Below are 20645 nucleotides of genomic sequence, written 5' to 3'. Positions count from 1 at the left end.
CCCATAAATGGCAGAATATTTTCTAGATATTGATTACAAAGACATTACGTATAAGGAAGAAGAAGTCAATTTTAAAGAATTTGAATGCTGTACTTTTACCAATTGTAACTTCTCCCAATGTGTTTTTGTGGCGGTTACTTTCATAGACTGTACTTTTAATGATTGCACTTTTAGCAATGCCAAAATTAATTATGTTGCCTTTAGAACTGTAACTTTCAATGGGTGTGATATTAAAGACGTCAATTTTGCCATGTGCGACAAATTGATTTTCGAAATTGCTTTTAATGATTGTATTTTGGATTTTTCCAAATTTTATACCTTAAAAATCAAAGGAACACCATTCACCAATTGCAGTATTATTGCAGTCGATTTCATGAGCACTGATTTGACTGAAGTCGTTTTTGACAACTGCGACTTACACCGTTCTGAATTTGGAAAAGCAATTGCCAACAAAGCTAATTTTAAAACCAGTTATAATTACACGATTGATCCCAAAACAACAAAATTAAAGAAAGCCGTTTTTGCTTTAGAAGGAATAAAAGGACTACTCTACAAACATGAAATTATAGTTGAATAGTACTTAAGAAATTATTTTTCCGTCTTCCATAATTATAATTTTGTCAGTTTTTTGGGCAAAATCAGTATCGTGTGTAACCACTAATAAAGTCTGATTTTTCTCTTGGGTTAATTTACTAAAAATATCAAAAACCAAGTCACTATTTTTCTTGTCTAAATTCCCTGTAGGTTCATCGCCCATTATAATCCACGGATCGTTTATTAAAGCACGTGCAATAGCTACCCGCTGTTTTTGTCCACCGCTTAATTGATTTGGCATTTTCAGTGCCTGATCTTCCATGTCGAGTGTTTTTAAATGTTCCATAGCGCGATGCTCTAATTCTTTATCTGAATATTTAGCTAATTTCATTCCCGGTAACATTACATTTTTCAACACATTATATTCTGCCAGCAAGTAATGAAACTGAAATACAAAACCTATTTTTTCATTTCTGATTAACGCTAATTCTTTGTCGGTTTTTCCGGTAACAAGTTCGTTATGAATTAATATTTGACCGTCATATTCCGTATCCATCGTAGAAAGTAAATACAACAAAGTCGATTTTCCACAGCCCGATTTTCCTACGATAGAAACAAATTCGCCATGATTTACTCGCATACTTATTTCTTTCAACACTTGAAATTTTACAGGGTTGTAAAAATATTTATTAAGACCAATTGTCTCTAAAACAGTATTATTTTCCATCTTTATTTCCCTCTGATAATTTCTACTGGATCTACTTTACTGGCTTTTAAAGCAGGAAAAAGTCCGGCAATGGTCGTTGTAAATAATGCAAAAGTAATCCCGATACCATAAAATAGCGGATTGTAATTAATAGGATAAGTTTTCACAGTAGGTAACGAAGCCGTTTCAAACGGAATAACATCAATAATTGAAGAGAAAATATAGCCAAACAGCAAACCAAACAATCCTCCAGCAAGACCAATAATGATAGAAAGCGAAACAAAAATCCATTTCACATCATTACCGGAGAATCCAGTGGCTTTCAAAATCGCAATACTATCCATTTTTTCATAAATCATCATGTTCAGAATATTATAAATTCCAAAACCGGCAACAATCAGCAAAACCACTCCAACGGAATAGGAAATGATACTTCGCACCGTACTTCCGGTTTCAAACTGAGAATTTGCCGTTTGATAATCGGTCGAATCCACATTAAAAGTATCCCGAAACTCTTTTGCAACAGCAGGCGCAGCAGCCATATTATATAAATTTACCTGAATATCGGTGATGTAGTTAGTAGGTTCTCCCAATATTTTTTGGGCTGTAGCCAAAGATGTATAACTCGTCACATTGTCGATTTCAGCAATCCCAATTTCGGAAATACCCACAATTTTAAGCGAAGCTAAATTCCCTTTAGAAGTGGTAATCTTGATAATGTCACCTTTGGTAAAAAGCATTTTATCCGACAAACCTTTTCCAATAATAATACTATTATTCTGAAGCAAATCAGCTACTTTTCCCTCTATAATATAATCACTGATTTTAAATAATTTATCTTCAGGTAAAACATCAATTCCATTAATTATCCCTGAGATTTCAATCGTCCCCGAATTAAAAAAAACGGGCGAAGTCACCTTTGGGGCAACATCAATCACGCGAGAATCTTGTTTCAAAACAGCCAAAATTGTTTTGCTGTTATAAATTGATTTTCCACGGTCTTTCGGCTTTATCGAACGAACAAAATTGGTTTTTTTCTTGAACGCTTCGGATGAAAGTATGGGTTGATTTTCCGAAGGCTTTATTTCGTTATACAGCAGTACATGAGGCGTTCTATTGAGCATTAATCCATCCAATAAATCATTTAAACCATTCATAAAACTAACCAAAGCAATAAACATGGCAATACTGAACGTTACGCCAATAGCAGCAACAATCGTTTGCTTCAATCTTGCACGAAGCAAATGCATTGCAATATTTAAAATCAGTTTAAAATTCATTATTTGGGTTTATAAATCGTTTCTTCAGCGGTTAATCCTGATATTATTTCCACTTTTTGATAATCGCTCAAACCGGTTTTCACTTCTCTTTTTTCCTCTTTGTTTACTAAAACATATTTGCCTTCTATCAAATATGATTTTGGAATCGTGATGGCATTCTGCTTTATCTGAATGATAATATTGGCTTCAGCGGTTAGATTTGGATACAGTTTTTGGGGAGGTTTTATAAAAGATGCTTCGATTTTAAAAGTACGGGAACGCTCGTTCATTATCGGATAAATTTTATCAACGACGGCCTCAAAAACCTGTCCTTTATAACTATCCATTGTCACCAATACTTTTTGTCGCGTGCTCACGCGAACCATATCATTTTCATCAACTTCTAATTCCAATAAAAAGGAATTGGATTGACCAATTATCGCCAAAGGAGTTTGCGCTGTAACTAATGTTCCTTCTTTTACCAAGACATCAAACAATCGTCCGGAAAAGGCACTTTTGACGCTAAAATCACTTTGGGATTTCTGGTTTATTCGCAGATTGACAGAATTTTTGCTTTGATCATTCCTCAATTGGGCTTTGAGTTGTGCCAATTGTTTTTTAGAAGCTTCATGATTAATTTTGGAACTTTTAAACGCTAATTCTACTCTTTCAAAATCAACTTCCGAAATACCTCCCTGACTTTTGATGTTTTTATTTCGGTTATATATAGATTCGTCTAACGTCAATTTATCTCTGCTTGATTGGACTTTCATTTCCATTTCGGCAATTTTATCTTGAATATACCGACTGCTTTCCAGACTTAATTGATACGTTAAACGAGCGTCTTCCGTATTCAATTCCGCTTTATCACTTTCCAATTCAAATAAAGACTGTCCTTTAGTAATGGATTGACCAGCGGTAACATTTACTTTTTGTAATGTGCCGTTTACAGTAGCGTAGACCGTGTATTGCCCCACTGCTTTGATAACTCCGGAAGCATAAACACTTTCAGTTACATCTCCCAAAGTAGGTTTCGTTTCTTCGATACTTTTTTTAGAACAACTTATTACACTGAAAATAAGTAAATAAAATAATATTATTGATTTAAAACTCATTTTGTCTTTATTTGAAACATCGATATGTTTGGATAAATTCTTACTATCAAATGTACGATAATATAAAGTTTTACCGCAAATTCACCCTTGCATAATTATTAGCAAAAACTACAATTTAAAAAATTATTACAATTTCTTTTCCATTTTGTAATCTTCCATTAAATAACCAAAATCTAATTCAATAACTTCTTCAGCGACCACTTTAAAACCAATTTTTTGATAAAAAGAAAGCGCTTTATTAAATTTATTTACATTTAATGAAATAACACCTGAATGATTTTCTGTAGCTAATTTTTCAACCGTATCAATTAACAACTTTCCAGCGCCTTTGCCTTGCGCTCGCGGAAGTAAATAAATTTTATGCAATCGGGTGTGATTTTTATTTAAATAATTATGCTCAAACGATGCAAATCCTATACAATTAGTGTCGTCATGAAGTAGTATAAAATGATGGCCTTTTTTATTTAAATTCTCGCTTAAAGTTTCCTCTGAGTAAAACAAATTGAGCATATAGTCAATCTGTTCTTTGGATAAAATCGCACCATAAGTATCCGGCCAAGAACCATATGCAATCTCTCTGATTAATTTAAGATCTTTAGTTGTTGCCCCCGAAATTATTAACATTAGCTGTAGTTTTTTTGAAAATTATTAAAATTAAACTAAATCTCCTTTAGGAAGGAAAATATAAAATTTTGAACCACGATTAGGTTCACTTTTTACTTTAATAAATCCTTTGTGATTTTCTACAATTCGACTACAGATTGCTAAACCAAGTCCTGTTCCTGAATATTTAGGATCAGTTTCTAAACGTTTGAATAAAAGAAATATTTTTTCAGCATATTCTTGTTTAAAGCCGATTCCATTATCTTCAACTACTATTTTATAATAATCTTCCTTATTAATTATTTCGTATTTAGAAACTTCTTCCTCTGTAATAACTTCAGAAGTGATGTTGATTTGAGGTATATTACCTTCCTGACTATATTTTAGCGAATTTGAAACTAAATTTATAAATAGCTGTTTTAGCTGAAATGGAATTGCTTTAATTATTGGTAATTGTCCAATATGAATTATTGCACTTTTCTCTTCAATATTTGTTGTCAAATCTTGGATCGTATCGGATATAATTTTGTTTAAATCTGTTTCAACAAAAACTATATCGCCCTTTATGGTTCTGGAATAATTAACTAAATCAATAAGCAATGTTTGCATTCTGTTCGCTGCAATTCTAATTTTAGAAAAATAATCTCTTCCTTGCTGTGAAAGCCCATCAAATTCTTTTTCTTCTACTCTGGATATAAACATTTGAATCTTACGAAGTGGCTCCTGCAAATCATGACTTACAATATTATTAAAAGATTCAAGCTCTGAATTTATATATTTTAACTCTTTATTATTTTCCTCCAGTTCAAGCGTTCTTTTATACTGATCTGTAATATCATAATTTACCCCTATTTTAATCATATTACCGTTTCCGTCTCTAGTAAAACTGCCAACACCCATGATATATTTCACCTCATTAATTGCGGTTAAAAACCTAAACACAATAGAAGTTGATTGATGATTGACCAAAGAATCTTTATGAACTTGCGTAACATATTCTAAATCATCAGGATGCAAGTATTTGATTGAATTTTCTAGAGTGGATTCAAATGCATTGGGTTTAACTCCCATGAGCCGATACATATTATCTGAAAAAGTATATTGATTTGTTTCTAAATTAACCATCCAATGACCAAAACCAGCCGTTTTTTCAGCCGCATTAAATGACTCATTAAGCAACATTAATTTATCATTCGCTTGCTTAAGGTCTTCAATATCACCATTGGTTTTGTTAAATGAAAGCAACAGGATTAGAAGCGATAAAATAATTAATAGGAAAGCAGTCAGTAACGAATCCTGAAGTTCAAATTGATGATTCGAATTTTGAAATTTGGTTTTTAATCGTTCTGAATTAATTATTTTGTAGACAAACAATTTCATCATTTCCGTGTAATCATTACTTTTCTTCAACTTAGAATTAAGTCCCAACTGATCTACATTACTACTTTTAGCAGCAATTAATGTTTCTCTGAATAATTTAAACCTGTGATTGATAAGTTTTTCAAGTGTCAGAATATCTTTATTTCTTATCGGATCATTTACAGTTAATACTTTTAATTTTTTTATTCCTTCCTCGATTATTCCTCTATTCAGAAATCGATTTTGTAAATAGGATTCATCTTTAGTAATAATGTAATTACGTAAACTGTAATCGTAGCTGTTTATTATAGATAACTGCTTCTCCATTTCCAGTTGAGTCTCATTGGATTTTGCGATTAACTCAAGTGTTGACGTGAGTCGTTGCATCTGAGAAAAGAACTGCGACCCAAAATAACAAACGACAAGAATAGCGACACCCAAGGCTAATTTGAATACTTGAGAATTTTTAAATAATTTTAAAAATTTCATCTTTTTTTTTATTAAATGCTAAAGAAAAAAGTTTCTATATTTAATCCTGAGGTATGAAATTGCCAATTCATATTTACTACCTCTTTAATGACTTTTTTCAACATAGAAAAGTCATTTGGTTTTTTTATGTAAATATTGGCACCTTCAATAAAGGTATCTTCAATATCTTTTTTTGATGATGATGTTGAATATATGGCAACCGAAACGTCTTTAAAACGAGTATTAGCTCTAATTTCTTTTAGACAATCTATTCCAGTTTTCCCGGGCATATTTAAATCTAGAAATAAAATATGAGGCAACTTGATATTAGGAAGCTCCAAATAATCCATCAAATCTTTACCATCTTTAAATAAAGTCAGCTTATTATCCATTTTAAGCTCCGTAATAGCTTCACTAAAAAAAGTGCGATCATCTTCGTCATCATCGGCTAAAAGAATATGCATTGGATCTTGATGTGTAATCATATAATAGTGGGTATTATTTTCATTATTTTTCTATTCCGTATTTGATAATTTTCTTCTCTTATCAATTACTCTTTTAAACATGGAAGGTGTTAATCCTGTTACTTTTTTAAACTGAGTTGACAAATAAGCCACACTACTGTAATTTAGTTCATACGAAATCTCTGTCAAACTTAATTCTCCGTCGATAATAAATTTTTTTGCTCTTTCAATTTTCTGAATAATAATAAAATTTTCTATGGATGTATGCGTGTATTCGGAAAAAATATTCGTCATATATCCATATCTATAATTCAATTTATCAGCTAGGTATTGAGAAATTGTTGTGTTAGGAAATTTTTCTTTATCATAAATAATTTCAATTATAGCATCTTTAATTTTTTGGATTAACTGTCCTTTTGGATTATCGATGATATGAATTGCAAATCTTTTGAGTGAAGTTTGAAGTTCCTCAAAAGTATCCTCAGAAATATTATCACTAATTTCAATTTGGCCTAAATCCAGTAATTGATAGTTTATATTTAATTTTTCTAATTGATCTTGTAATATTGTTCTGCAAGCAATATTTCCATCATAATTATAATTGAGCTTCATTGCAGTTACTAATTAGTAGAGTTGAACTTAAAAATATAAATGTATATCAAAAATTATAAAACGGTAACAAATTACTAAAATTAATAACAATTTCAGTGCTTGTAAAAAACAAAATCAATTATAAGCAGCTGATTTTTAATTGATTTTAAGTAATTAAAAAAAGGACAAATTCTTAATATTAATAAAAAATTTGGTAATCTAACCGTGAATCGTTTCGTTTTTTCCGTAATTTCCTATAACAGACGCTTCAAATTCTATCCATTCTCTCCAGCGTTTTTCTACATCGATACCCACTCCATACTTTCGGGCATATGTAATAAATGTGGTGTAATGCCCCGCCTCACTTTCCATTAAATCCCTGTAGAATATAGACAATTCCTCATCTTGAATATTTTCCGAAAGCACCTTGAAACGCTCGCAGCTTCTAGCTTCGATCATTGCCGAAAATAATAACCGTTCCACCAAACTGGAAACCCGATTTCCATTTCCACTTTTTTTCATATACAAATACAATTCATTCACATAATCATCTTTGCGTTCGCGCCCCAATTTCAAGCCTCGTTTGATGATGATATTATGCACTTGTTCAAAATGGTCGATTTCTTCTTTGGCTAAAGCCAATAAATCCTGAACTAAATCCTGATGTTCCGAATTATTAGTGATAATTGTAATGGCATTTGTAGCTGCTTTTTGTTCACACCAAGCATGATCTGTCAAGATTTCTTCAATGTTTTTTTCTACAATATTCACCCATCTCGGATCGGTTGGTAATTTTAATCTTAATACAGACATTGTAAAGTTTGTTTAAAGTTTGAAAAAAAAGTTTAAAGTTTAAAGTTCCGTTAAAATGAAAAAAGTTTAAAGTTCAAAATTTTGTGATACCTTTTTGAGACACAAAACTTTAAACTTTAAACCTTAAACCTTAAACTAAAAATTAGTATACGAAAATAGCTCTTTCGCTCATCATTTCGTTTACTTCATTAGCCACTTCTTCAATAATATCTTCGTTAGTGTGGTTCATTAGTACTCTGTCAATCAGTTCTACTATTGTTTCCATGTCTTCTTCAACCAGACCACGAGTGGTAATAGCTGGAGTTCCTACTCGGATTCCTGACGTTACAAATGGTGATTTATCATCAAATGGAACCATATTTTTATTTACAGTAATTTCTGCTTTTACCAATGCATTTTCAGCATCTTTTCCAGAAATGTTTTTGTTTCTTAAATCAATCAACATCATGTGATTGTCTGTTCCACCAGAGATGATTTCATACCCTCTTTTCACAAAAGCATCTGCCATAGCATTCGCATTTTTTTGCAATTGCAAAGCATACGTAAAAAATTCATCTTTCAACGCTTCACCAAAAGCTACTGCTTTTGCAGCAATAATGTGCATTAACGGACCACCTTGATTTCCAGGGAAAACAGCTAAATCTAATAAAGATGACATCATTCTGATTTCTCCTTTTGGGGTGGTTAAACCAAATGGATTTTCGAAATCTTTACCCATTAATATTAAACCTCCGCGAGGCCCACGTAATGTTTTGTGAGTTGTAGTTGTTACAATATGGCAATGAGGTAATGGATCATTCATCAAACCCTTCGCAATAAGACCTGCAGGATGAGAAATATCAGCCAATAAAATAGCGCCAACACTGTCAGCAATTACTCTGAAACGCTCAAAATCCATATCACGAGAATACGCCGAAGCTCCTGCAATAATTAATTTTGGTTGTTCTCTCGTAGCTATTTCTTGAATTTTATCATAGTTCAATCGTCCTGTTTCTTTGTCTACACCATAAAATGAAGGAGTATACAAACGTCCTGAAAAATTAACTGGCGAACCATGCGTAAGGTGTCCACCATGAGACAAATCAAAACCTAAAATTTTATCGCCTGGTTTGATACAAGCGTGGTAAACCGCTGTATTTGCTTGTGAACCGGAGTGAGGCTGTACATTTGCATAAGCCGCACCAAATAATTCTTTGGCTCTGTCAATAGCGATTTGCTCTACAACATCAACTACTTCGCAACCTCCGTAGTACCTTTTGCCTGGATATCCTTCGGCATATTTGTTAGTTAAAACAGAACCAGCTGCTTCCATCACTTCGTCACTTACGAAGTTTTCCGATGCAATAAGTTCTAATCCGTGAATTTGTCTCTCCTGTTCTTCTAGAATAAGGTCAAAAATTTGTTCGTCGCGTTGCATTTTTTTGATTTTCGTTAATTTGATGCAAAAATACAAAAAAACGTTTGGTTAATAGTTAGATTATAATATATTTGATAAGTAATTTTTTAACAAAATAATTCACAAAATATGCCAATAACAGCTAACGATACCAACAGAAAATCATGGCTAGAAGTACCTGTCAATAGTGATTTTCCTATTCAAAATATTCCATTTGGAGTTTTTCTTACTAAAGAAAACATAGTAACCGTAGGAACCAGAGTTGGGGATTCCGCCATTGATTTAGGAGCTTTACAACAATTAAATTATTTTGAAGGCATTGAACTGACGGATGATATGTTCATGCAGGACACTTTGAATGATTTTATTTCTGATGGTCAAAAAACATGGCGTTTGGTTCGAAACCGAATTGCAGAACTTTTTGATGTGACAAATTCGAAATTGCAAGATAATGCCAAAGATAGAGACATCATAATTTTCAGAATGGAAGATGTAGAAATGCAATTACCGGTGCTTATTGGTGATTACACGGACTTTTATTCCAGTAAGGAACATGCCACTAATGTAGGAAAGATGTTCCGCAACCCTGAAAATGCATTATTACCAAACTGGTTGCACATTCCTGTGGGGTACCACGGAAGAAGTTCTACTGTAATTCCTTCGGGAATTTCAGTACACAGACCAATGGGACAAATGTTGCCAAATGGTGAAACTACGCCCGTTTTTGGACCTTCACGTTCGGTGGATTTTGAATTGGAAACTGCATTCATCACAACCGATGTCAATATTATGGGTGAAAATATTCTTGTAACTGAGGCAGAAGATTATATTTTCGGAATGGTTTTACTGAATGACTGGAGTGCCCGCGATATTCAAAAATGGGAATATGTTCCGTTAGGACCATTCTTGGCAAAGAGTTTTGCTTCTTCAATTTCTCCTTGGATTGTTACGATGGATGCTTTGGAACCTTTTAGAACTAAAGGTCCAAAACAAGAACCAACGCCTCTTCCCTATTTGCAACAAAAAGGAAAACATTCTTTCGACATTAATTTAGAAGTGGCCATTCAGCCTGAAAATGGGGAAGCAACAGTTATTTCTCATTCTAATTTTAAATACATGTATTGGACAATGAGCCAGCAATTAGCACACCACACTTCTAACGGTTGTCGTGTAAATTCAGGCGATATGATGGGATCTGGCACCATTTCCGGGCCTACTCCAGACAGTTTTGGATCGATGCTTGAATTGACTTGGGGCGGAAAAAACCCAATACAATTAAAAGATGGAACTGAACGTAAATTTATCAATGATAATGATACTGTAATCATGAAAGGACATTGTCAAAACGGACATGTTCGCATTGGTTTCGGTGAAGTTTCCAGTAAGCTATTGCCACCTTTCGTTAGAAAATAAAAAGAATAAACATCGATTCGAAAAACCTAACAACTATACTATTTTTGTTAGGTTTTTTTTATGGCATTATTTTTGGATTTTGCAAATCAGAATAATTAATCTGTTTAAAAAAAGTAATATTTCCATCAAAAATCAATTCGTTAATCATATCGCTTATGAAAAAAATTACTCTTTCATTATTCTTGTTTTTTATTATTTTCTCCTGCGGCGTAAAGCAAACGCAAAATTTAGTAGGCTCCGGAAATTACGATCAGGCAATTGATAACGCAGCATCCAATTTGCGAACCAATAAAGATAAAAAAGGCAAACAAGACTATGTTTACTTGCTCGAAGAGGCTTTCGCCAAAGCAAAAGATCGGGATTTGAATGCCATTAATTTATTGGCTAAAGATGCTAATCCAGCTCAATTGGAAAAATTGTACAATACGTATTTACAATTGAATGATCGGCAGGAAAAAATCAAACCTTTACTTCCTTTAAGGTTAATCAAAGAAGGACGAAATGCCGTTTTCCCGTTTGATAGTTATAACGAACAAATCATTGACAGTAAAAATGCTTTGTCCGCTTATTTGTACACTAATGCCAAAAAATTAATGGCCACTTCTGATAAAATGAATTTCCGAAAGGCTTATGATGATTTGACTTATTTGAATCAGATAAATCCCAATTACAAAGATGTTTCGCGATTGACGGACGATGCAAAATTTAGAGGTTTCGATTATGTTTCGGTTTACACCAAAAACGAAACCAACATGATTATTCCGATCCATCTTCAAAATGATTTATTGGATTTTAGTACATTAGGATTAAACGATAAATGGACTGTTTACCACAGCAACAAACAAAAAGGAATCAATTATGATTACGGAATGATGATTAATTTTCGAGAAATTTACATTTCGCCAGAGCAAATCAAAGAAAGTGAATTTGTAAAAGAACGAATTATCAAAGATGGTTTCAAAAAACTGATTGATGCAAACGGTAAAGAAGTGCTGGACGAAAAAGGTAAAGTAGTTATGGTAGATAATCTCAAAACTGTAACAGCCCGAATTTATGAATTCAGACAATTTAAATCCTGCCAAATTACGGCTAAAGTGGATTATGTAAATTTCAGAAACAATCAACTTTTACAATCTTTTCCTTTAACCAGCGAGTTTATTTTCGAAAATATTTATTCCACTTACAAAGGAGACCGACTCGCCGCTGACGATAATTATTATTCCTATTTTGACAGAAGTCCAATTCCTTTTCCTAGTACTGAACAAATGGTTTATGACACTGGAGTTGACTTAAAAGCTAAAATTAAAGATATTATCACCCGAAACAGCTTTAGAAACTAATACTTTAAAGACTTTACTATTTCATAAAACTTCTTGATAATCACTTTTATCAAGAAGTTTTTTAATTTAAATAAATCAACAAAACATTAAAATTTTGTTAGAAAACACAAAAGTAGTGTTGCGTTATAAAAATATGTGTACTTTTGGACCAATGAATAAATCAAGTTTACATATAACTTCTTTGTCACGGACAAACAGACTTACCACTTCTCCCGAAGTACGGATGCTATAACTATAGTACCCAAAAGCTGTTTCGTATTTTTATTCATTTTTCATTTTCTCTGTTTTGAAATCACCGCTATTTTCCATTGGATTAATTTATCCAAAAACTAATACTTATTTAATGCTATCGCATTGTAGTTCAATTTATTGCACAACAATCAACAGTTTTGATATTGTATTTGAATTTGGTAAAAATACATTTCAAAAACAAATATTAAAATCATTTTATAACTCAAAATTCAGCTTTTGAAATGAAGATTTCTATCATTATAACTCAGGAAGAACATTATAAATATTCGCAGGAAATATGCGATACCATAGAATTATCCGCACTATTAAGAGGTACGGGAATTGCTAAGAGAACTCCTGAATACATCCAGAAAAAAATGGAAAGTAAAGATGCCATAATTGCATTAGACAACGGGAAATTTACAGGTTTTTGCTACATTGAAAGTTGGCAGCACGGTAAATATGTGGCACATTCAGGATTGATAGTTCATCCTGATTACAGAAATTTAGGATTGGCAAAACAAATTAAATCGAAAGTATTTGACTATTCTTTGGAGAAATACCCAGATGCTAAAATATTCGGAATTACAACTGGATTAGCAGTAATGAAAATCAATTCTGATTTGGGATACAAACCGGTTCCGTTTTCAGAATTGACGACAGATCCAACTTTTTGGGCCGGTTGTAAAACCTGTACTAATTTTGAGATTTTACAAAGTAAAGACAACAAAATGTGTTTGTGTACCGGAATGCTTTATGACCCAAAAGAAAAGCCTAAAGACCCGCCTGAACATCCATTTAATGTCAAAATTTTAAACCGATTAAAATCAATAAAGCAAGCCTTATTCTTAAAAAAATAAATCCCCTCCCCGAAGCGGAGGAAGCCAAGGAGCCAAAAAAAAACACATAAATAAAAATTCCCCTTTGCCGGTTTCGGGTCCTCTTCTTCGGAGGGGGTTGGGGGAAGGAAAAAAAATAATATCATGAAAAAAGTAGTATTAGCTTACAGCGGAGGATTAGACACCTCCTATTGCCTAAAATATTTAAAAAACGAAAAAGGATATGAAGTTCATACCGTTCTTATAAATACAGGCGGATTTGATGAAACGGAGTTAGCGGATATTGAAGCAAGAGCTTACGAACTAGGAAGTGCGCAGCATGTTAATTTAACTATCGTCGATAAATATTATGATAAAGCCATTAAATATTTGATTTATGGAAATGTATTAAAAAATAATACCTATCCATTATCCGTAAGTGCCGAGCGTGTTTTTCAAGCTATCGAAGCGATTAAATATGCAAAATCTGTTGGTGCTGAAGCAATCGCGCACGGAAGCACCGGTGCAGGAAATGACCAAATTCGTTTTGATTTAATTTTCCAAACCATTGCTCCCGAAATTGAAATCATCACTCCGATCAGGGATTTAAAATTATCAAGACAGGAAGAAGTGGATTATTTATCTAAACATGGAGTTCATTATTCTTGGGAAAAAGCACAATATTCCATCAACAAAGGATTGTGGGGAACAAGCGTAGGTGGTAAAGAGACATTGACGTCCAATCAAACTTTACCAAGTGAAGCGTATCCTTCGCAATTGCAAAAAACGGGTGAAGAGAAAGTGACCTTACAATTTGAAAAAGGACAATTAGTAGGAATCAATGGTACATTGGACACCCCAACAAAAAACATCGTTGCTTTAGAAAAATTAGCCAGCGCGTATGCAATTGGTAGGGATATTCATGTTGGTGATACGATAATCGGAATAAAAGGAAGAGTTGGTTTTGAAGCCGCTGCGCCTTTAATCATCATCAAAGCACACCATTTATTAGAGAAACATACGCTGGGTAAATGGCAACAATACTGGAAAGAACAATTAGGAAACTGGTACGGAATGTTGTTTCATGAAGGACAATTCTTGGATCCTGTAATGAGAAACATCGAGGCTTTTCTGGAAGATACCCAAACCACTGTAAACGGAACCGTTATCGTTTCACTAAAGCCATATCACTTTACATTGGACGGAATTGAATCTGAAAATGATTTAATGAATACTACTTTTGGACAATACGGAGAAATGAACAACGCCTGGACTTCTGACGACGCCAAAGGATTTATCAAAATTCTGGGGAATGCCCAAAACATATTTTCATCTGTAAATAAACTGACACACGATTAATATAATAATATGGTCGTGACCCTCCGTAAAAACTACGGGTCGGGCTATACGCTGTATCTTTTGTTCTGCTATCGCGCCACAAAAGGATGCCGCTCCTGTCCCTCACGCTAAAAAACTAGACAACAACTTTTTCGCAAAAAACTAAAATTATGATTAATATTGGAATAATTGGCGGTTCAGGTTACACTGCGGGGGAACTCATCAGAATATTAATGTTTCATCCCAATGCAACACTCGATTTTGTGTACAGCACGACAAACGCCGGAAAACCACTTCATGTCGCGCATCATGATTTGATGGGCGATATCGAAATGAATTTTACCGATACTGTAAATCCAAATGTGAATGTAGTTTTTTTGTGCTTAGGACACGGTAAATCAAAATCGTTTTTAGAACAAAATCAATTTGCGAGTCATACCAAAATCATCGATTTAGGAAATGATTTCAGATTAACAAAAGACAAAGAATTTAACGGAAAAACTTTCGTTTACGGTTTGCCAGAATTAAACAAAGCGCACATCAAAAACGCTCAATTTATCGCTAATCCAGGTTGTTTTGCCACAGCAATTCAACTAGCATTATTACCATTGGCTAAAAACGAAATGCTTACGACTGACATTCATATCAATGCCACAACCGGAAGTACGGGAGCCGGAGTTACTGCTACGGAAACAACACATTTTAGTTGGAGATCGAATAATATGTCGCATTACAAAGCTTTTGAACACCAACATTTGGGCGAAATAAACCAAAGTGTCAACCAATTGCAAGCGGATTATAAAAACGAATTGATTTTTGTACCCAACAGAGGAGATTTTGCCAGAGGGATTTTCGCAACATTATACACAACAATCGAAGAAAACTTGGAAGATGTAGTGGCAAAATATGAGGCGTTTTATAAAGATCAACCTTTCGTAACTATTACCACCACTGGAATCAACATGAAACAAGTGGTTCAAACGAATAAATGTATTATTAGTTTAATGAAAAAAGGAAACCGGCTATTGATTACTTCAGTAATTGATAATTTAACAAAAGGAGCTTCAGGACAAGCCATTCAAAATATGAATCTACTATTTGGATTGGATGAAACCACCGGATTACATTTGAAACCTAGTGGATTCTAGATGTTTATTTGGTTAATCGTTAATTCGTTTAATCGATTAAACAAATAACCCATTAACCCATTAACCGATTAAATTTGAAAAACATGAACTTATTTGACGTTTACCCATTATATAACATTACACCTGTAAAAGCACTAGATTGTACTATTACAGATGAAAAAGGTGTGGAATATTTAGATTTATATGGCGGTCATGGTGTAATTTCCATTGGACACACCCAACCGGATTATGTTGCCAAACTAAAAAATCAATTGGATAATATTGGTTTTTATTCGAATGCGATTCAGAATCCATTGCAAGTAGAATTAGCGGAAAAATTAGGGAAACTCTCCGGATTGGAAGAGTATACTTTATTCTTGTGCAGTTCCGGAGCTGAAGCCAATGAAAACGCCTTGAAATTAGCCTCTTTTCACAACAATAAAACCAGAGTAATTGCTTTTGATAATTCCTTTCACGGAAGAACTTCGGCGGCGGTTGCGGTTACAGATAACAAAAAAATTGTTGCGCCAATCAATGCACAACAAATAGTTACTTTTTTACCATTGAATAATATTGAGTTGGTAGAAAAAGAACTAAAAAAAGGAGATATTTCTTCTGTTATCATTGAGGGAATTCAAGGCGTTGGCGGTTTAGACCAAGGAACTACTGAATTTTTTCAGGCATTAGCAAAAATGTGCGAGGCTTACGATGTCGTACTGATTTTGGACGAAGTGCAATCAGGATACGGAAGAAGCGGAAAGTTTTTTGCACACCAACATCATAACATCAAAGCAGATATTATTTGTCTGGCCAAAGGAATGGGTAACGGATTTCCTATTGGAGGCATCTTGATTTCTCCAAAATTCACAGCGAGTTATGGATTATTGGGAACTACTTTCGGCGGAAACCATTTGGCTTGTGCTGCCGGAATAGCAGTTTTGGATATAATTGAAAGTCAAAAATTAATGGATAACGTAAATGATGTTTACGCCTATTTTTTAGAAGCAATCAAACAAGTTCCTGAAGTGATCAAAGTAAAAGGAAGAGGATTAATGCTAGGGGTAGAATTTGATTTTGACGTAAGTAATCTTCGTAAAAAAATGATTATGGACAAACATATTTTTACAGGAAATGCGAATAATAAAAACTTATTAAGAATTCTTCCTCCACTGACAATCAAGAAAGAAGCTATCGATACCTTTATTATAGCATTAAAAGAATCGTTGAAAGAAATACAGTCTTAATTATGAATGCATTACTACCAATAGAAAAACGAAATGCCGTTTTAAGTCGCATGTCCGAACTTCTTGAACACGAAAGAGCCAACCTTAAAACGGTGAATCAACAGGATATTAATAATTATTCTGGGAATGACTTGGCCATGGAAAAACGTTTACTGGTTGATGATGCCAAAATTGACGGCATGATTTTATCCATGCAACAATTAGCGAGCCAGGAAGATCCTATTGGAGTGGAGCGTTTTAATTTCGATCATGAAAACGGAATGAAAATAATCAATAAAACAGCGGCTTTTGGAACCATAATGATTATTTATGAATCCAGACCTGATGTTACTGTTGAGGCTGGTGGAATCGCTTTTAAATCCGGAAACAAAATTCTACTAAAAGGCGGAAAAGAATCCTTACAATCCAACTTGAAAATTGTGAAATTGTGGCATCAAGCCTTAAAAGAAAACAATGTATTAACTAAATGGGTGGAATACTTGAATTACAATCGGGAGGAAACACAGGCATTTTTGGAGAAACCGACACAAAAAGTGGACTTAATCGTTCCTCGTGGTGGAGAGAAATTAATCGCTTTTGTAAAAAAACACGCCACTTGTCCCGTAATAATTAGTGGTCGCGGGAATAATTTTGTCTATGTGAATAAAGAAGCCGATTTAAAAAAAGCGCTTAACATTATTATTAACGGAAAGACCTCAAATATATCGGTTTGCAATGCTTTAGATAAAGTTTTAATTGATACTAATCTTGAAAATTGGAAAGGTTTTGTTATCAAAATAGTTGAGGAATTACAACAAAGAAACGTTACCATTTTAGGAGATGAAAATATTTCAAAAGTAACAAATGTTTCTCAGATCGAATCGGAGTTAATTTGGTACGAAGAGTTTTTAGATTATAAAATTGTTATTGGAACAACCAATTCGGATCAGGAAGCGATTGACAAAATAAATAAATATTGCGGTGGACATTCGGCTTCTATAATCACAAAAAGTGATGCAATTGCGCAGGAATTTATGGAAAATGTAGATACAGCAGCCGTTTATCAGAACGCCTCTACTCGATTCACTGATGGAGGACAATTTGGTTTAGGTGGAGAATTGGCGATCAGCACAGACAAATTACACCAGCGTGGACCCATTGGTTTGCAACATTTAGTTACTAATAAGTGGTATATTTACGGAAATGGACAAATCAGGTAAAAAAAGAATTTTATTAAAGTTAGGAAGCAATACTTTAACTAAGGAAACTAATCACATTTCAAGAGGAAAGATTGAAGATATTGGGATACAAATAGCCGCTTTACAAGACGATTACGAGTTTATTATTGTGAGTTCTGGTGCGATTGCCGCAGCCAAACAATTTGTAAAACTGGAAAATCAAGATAAAGATGTTTTTGTAAAACAAGCATTGGCCTCTATTGGTCAGCCCCATTTGATGCGGATTTATCATGAAAATTTTAGCGATTTAGGATTACTGATTTCGCAGTGTTTGCTTTCTTACTCTGATTTCGAAAAAGAGCAATCCAAAGTAAATATTGTGAACACCATCAATGTGTTAGTCAAAAATAATTACATTCCGATTATCAATGAAAATGATACTGTGGCTACGGATGAGATTCGGTTCGGTGATAATGATAAATTAGCCGCTTTAACGGCCGTTTTATTAAATGTTGACATTCTGATTATTGCAACCAACACGAACGGGATTTACACCAAAGCATCCATTTATAATGTGGTTCCTGAAACCATTTCTCTGGTAACCGATTTAAAAATATTGGAAAAAGAGATTGGAGATTCTAAATCTTCTCATGGAACTGGCGGAATGCAATCTAAAATTGAAGCATCGGCAATTGCCAAAGCCGCCAATATCGAAACCTGGATTGTCAATGGCCTGAAAGACAACTTTATTTTGAAAGCTTTAAAAAACGAAATACCTTTTACTAAAATAATTTAATTCGAATATTGGATTTTAGATTGTTAGATTTTTGGACAATTTATAATTCATAATTCATAATTCGCAACTACAATGAACTACATCTCCATACAAAACATAGATTCACTCGATAAATGGGTGAAACAAGCCTTGAAAATCAAGAAAAAACCACTTAAAAACAAAAAACTGGGTAAAAACAAAACCTTGGGAATGTTGTTTTTTAATTCTAGTTTGAGAACGCGTTTGAGTACTCAAAAAGCAGCTATAAATTTAGGAATGAACGTCATGGTAATGAATTTTACCAGCGAAGGTTGGACATTAGAATTTGAAGACGGAGCTATTATGAATTCCGGTGCTTCGGAACATATTAAAGAAGCGGCAGCAGTAGTTTCTCAATATTGCGATATTATTGCAATCAGGGCTTTTGCCGGATTGGTAGACAAAGAAAAAGATAATGCTGAAACCGTTCTTATGGGTTTCTTAAAATATGCCACTGTGCCAATTGTTAATATGGAAAGTGCTACCGGACATCCATTACAATCGCTAGCCGATGCAATAACTATGGCCGAACACAAAACAGAACACCGTCCAAAAGTAGTTTTGACTTGGGCTCCACATCCTAAAGCTTTACCTCAAGCGGTACCCAATTCCTTCGTGGAAATGATGCAGTTACAAGATGCAGACTTTATCATTACGCATCCTGAAGGCTACGAATTGAATCCTGAAATAACGAAAGACTCCAAGATTGAATACGACCAAGACAAAGCTTTCGAAAACGCCGATTTTATTTATGCCAAAAACTGGAGTAATTATACCGAGTATGGTCAGATAACAAATTCCGACCCAAATTGGACTGTAACTGCCGACAAAATGAAACTGACCAACAATGCTAAATTCATGCACTGTTTGCCGGTAAGACGTAATGTAATTGTTACGGATGAAGTGCTTGACAGTGAAAATTCAATTGTTATCGAACAAGCCAATAATAGAACCTATGCCGCACAATTAGTGTTGCAAAAAATATTGGAAAATGGAAAATAAAAAACCGGTAACCCTAATAAAAATTGGAGGAAACATTATTGATAATCCAACGGAATTAAAACAATTTTTATCTGATTTTTCTAAAATTAAAGGCTACAAAGTACTCGTTCACGGCGGTGGAAAATCAGCTACCAAAATGGCGGAAAGCATTGGTTTAGTTCCTCAAATGATTGAGGGAAGACGCATTACCGATGCCCCTATGCTTGATGTAGTTGTGATGATTTATGCAGGTCAAATCAACAAAAATATTGTTGCTCAATTACAAGCAAATTCGACAAATGCGATGGGGTTTTCTGGTGCTGATGGGAATTTAATTCAATCGGATAAAAGAAACCACCCAACTATCAATTACGGTTTTGTGGGCGATGTGAAAAAAGTGAACACCCAATTATTGGAAACATTGCTTTTAAACGGTATTGTTCCAGTATTTTGTGCGATAACACACGATGGAAAAGGACAATTATTAAATACGAATGCCGATACTATTGCCAGCGAATTAGCGATTGCTTTATCGGAAATTTTTGATGTAACTTTGAATTATTGCTTCGAAAAATCCGGTGTTCTGTATGATGCCGAAGACGATTCTTCGGTAATCGAGAACATCAATCAAGAATTATATTCCAAATTAAAAATCGAAAAAGCCATACATTCCGGTATGATTCCTAAATTAGACAACTGTTTCAATAGCTTATCAAAGGGAGTTCAAAAAATAAAAATTGGTCATCACAGGATGTTGCAAGACGCGAGGGCTATTTGCACTAGTATAGAACTATAGTTAATTTGCCACAAAGGCACGAAGACGCAAAGAAATAATTTAAAGTACACTTAAAACTTTCTTAATTTATGGCTTTGT

General features: G+C 33.8%; 20 protein-coding genes. 11 read left to right on the top strand and 9 right to left on the bottom strand.

Annotated features, from left to right (window positions below; all coding sequences use genetic code 11):
- The first annotated feature begins 7 nt into the window (after window positions 1–7).
- Window positions 8–577: a pentapeptide repeat-containing protein gene (locus BMZ76_RS11080; protein WP_091206205.1), complete on the top strand. Its 570-nt coding sequence runs from the start codon at window positions 8–10 to the stop codon at window positions 575–577.
- 3 nt (window positions 578–580) lie between these two features.
- On the opposite strand, the gene BMZ76_RS11075 is transcribed toward BMZ76_RS11080, so the two are convergent.
- The 9 genes from BMZ76_RS11075 to glyA all read right to left on the bottom strand — a co-directional run bounded on the left by BMZ76_RS11075 (window position 581) and on the right by glyA (window position 9329).
- Window positions 581–1261, bottom strand: a complete 681-nt coding sequence (locus BMZ76_RS11075) for an ABC transporter ATP-binding protein (protein WP_091206200.1) — start codon at window positions 1259–1261, stop codon at window positions 581–583.
- 2 nt (window positions 1262–1263) lie between these two features.
- The gene (locus tag BMZ76_RS11070) at window positions 1264–2520 is read right to left on the bottom strand and encodes an ABC transporter permease (protein ID WP_091206197.1); all 1257 of its coding nucleotides are present in this window, start codon (window positions 2518–2520) and stop codon (window positions 1264–1266) included.
- A complete protein-coding gene (locus BMZ76_RS11065; protein ID WP_091206192.1) occupies window positions 2520–3614 on the bottom strand; it encodes an efflux RND transporter periplasmic adaptor subunit in 1095 nt (364 codons plus the stop codon). The genes BMZ76_RS11070 and BMZ76_RS11065 overlap by 1 nt, the downstream gene beginning before the upstream one ends.
- Window positions 3615–3740: 126 nt before the next feature.
- The gene (locus tag BMZ76_RS11060) at window positions 3741–4238 is read right to left on the bottom strand and encodes a GNAT family N-acetyltransferase (RefSeq protein WP_091206189.1); all 498 of its coding nucleotides are present in this window, start codon (window positions 4236–4238) and stop codon (window positions 3741–3743) included.
- A gap of 30 nt (window positions 4239–4268) precedes the next feature.
- Window positions 4269–6065: an ATP-binding protein gene (locus BMZ76_RS11055; protein WP_091206186.1), complete on the bottom strand. Its 1797-nt coding sequence runs from the start codon at window positions 6063–6065 to the stop codon at window positions 4269–4271.
- 11 nt (window positions 6066–6076) lie between these two features.
- A complete protein-coding gene (locus tag BMZ76_RS11050; protein WP_244281798.1) occupies window positions 6077–6529 on the bottom strand; it encodes a response regulator in 453 nt (150 codons plus the stop codon).
- Between the two features lie 30 nt (window positions 6530–6559).
- The gene (locus tag BMZ76_RS11045; protein ID WP_091206183.1) at window positions 6560–7120 is read right to left on the bottom strand and encodes a helix-turn-helix domain-containing protein; all 561 of its coding nucleotides are present in this window, start codon (window positions 7118–7120) and stop codon (window positions 6560–6562) included.
- Between the two features lie 198 nt (window positions 7121–7318).
- Window positions 7319–7912 carry a MiaE family protein gene (gene miaE, locus BMZ76_RS11040; RefSeq protein WP_091206179.1) on the bottom strand — a complete coding sequence of 198 codons (594 nt, stop codon included), beginning with the start codon at window positions 7910–7912 and terminating at the stop codon, window positions 7319–7321.
- A 142-nt stretch (window positions 7913–8054) separates the two neighbouring features.
- Window positions 8055–9329, bottom strand: a complete 1275-nt coding sequence (gene glyA / locus BMZ76_RS11035) for a serine hydroxymethyltransferase (RefSeq protein ID WP_091206175.1) — start codon at window positions 9327–9329, stop codon at window positions 8055–8057.
- A gap of 108 nt (window positions 9330–9437) precedes the next feature.
- Between glyA and fahA the strand changes: the two genes are divergently transcribed.
- The 10 genes from fahA (at window position 9438) to argB (ending at window position 20567) form a co-directional block, all read left to right on the top strand.
- The gene (gene fahA / locus BMZ76_RS11030; RefSeq protein ID WP_091206171.1) at window positions 9438–10721 is read left to right on the top strand and encodes a fumarylacetoacetase; all 1284 of its coding nucleotides are present in this window, start codon (window positions 9438–9440) and stop codon (window positions 10719–10721) included.
- A 155-nt stretch (window positions 10722–10876) separates the two neighbouring features.
- On the top strand, window positions 10877–12061 hold the full coding sequence (locus tag BMZ76_RS11025) for a hypothetical protein (protein ID WP_091206167.1): 1185 nt from the start codon (window positions 10877–10879) through the stop codon (window positions 12059–12061).
- Between the two features lie 473 nt (window positions 12062–12534).
- Window positions 12535–13152 (top strand): GNAT family N-acetyltransferase, encoded by a 618-nt coding sequence (locus BMZ76_RS11020; RefSeq protein WP_091206163.1) that lies wholly within the window; start codon window positions 12535–12537, stop codon window positions 13150–13152.
- 123 nt (window positions 13153–13275) lie between these two features.
- Window positions 13276–14469, top strand: a complete 1194-nt coding sequence (locus BMZ76_RS11015; protein ID WP_091206160.1) for an argininosuccinate synthase — start codon at window positions 13276–13278, stop codon at window positions 14467–14469.
- Window positions 14470–14618: 149 nt separating this feature from the next.
- Window positions 14619–15596 carry an N-acetyl-gamma-glutamyl-phosphate reductase gene (argC, locus tag BMZ76_RS11010; RefSeq protein ID WP_091206157.1) on the top strand — a complete coding sequence of 326 codons (978 nt, stop codon included), beginning with the start codon at window positions 14619–14621 and terminating at the stop codon, window positions 15594–15596.
- Between the two features lie 83 nt (window positions 15597–15679).
- On the top strand, window positions 15680–16819 hold the full coding sequence (locus BMZ76_RS11005) for an aspartate aminotransferase family protein (RefSeq protein WP_091206154.1): 1140 nt from the start codon (window positions 15680–15682) through the stop codon (window positions 16817–16819).
- 2 nt (window positions 16820–16821) lie between these two features.
- Window positions 16822–18018, top strand: a complete 1197-nt coding sequence (locus BMZ76_RS11000; RefSeq protein ID WP_091206149.1) for a glutamate-5-semialdehyde dehydrogenase — start codon at window positions 16822–16824, stop codon at window positions 18016–18018.
- Window positions 18002–18772, top strand: coding sequence for a glutamate 5-kinase (gene proB / locus BMZ76_RS10995; RefSeq protein WP_091206145.1), 771 nt, complete (start codon window positions 18002–18004; stop codon window positions 18770–18772). Before BMZ76_RS11000 ends, proB begins: the two co-directional genes overlap by 17 nt.
- 72 nt (window positions 18773–18844) lie before the next feature.
- Window positions 18845–19792, top strand: a complete 948-nt coding sequence (locus BMZ76_RS10990; protein WP_091206141.1) for an N-acetylornithine carbamoyltransferase — start codon at window positions 18845–18847, stop codon at window positions 19790–19792.
- Window positions 19782–20567, top strand: coding sequence for an acetylglutamate kinase (argB, locus tag BMZ76_RS10985; protein WP_091206138.1), 786 nt, complete (start codon window positions 19782–19784; stop codon window positions 20565–20567). Before BMZ76_RS10990 ends, argB begins: the two co-directional genes overlap by 11 nt.
- The last annotated feature ends 78 nt before the right edge of the window (window positions 20568–20645 follow it).

Source organism: Flavobacterium xueshanense, assembly GCF_900112975.1.
Classification (GTDB): Bacteria; Bacteroidota; Bacteroidia; order Flavobacteriales; family Flavobacteriaceae; genus Flavobacterium; species Flavobacterium xueshanense.
Note: the sequence above shows the minus strand (reverse complement) of the source record. Positions and strands in the feature narration are given on the sequence as shown.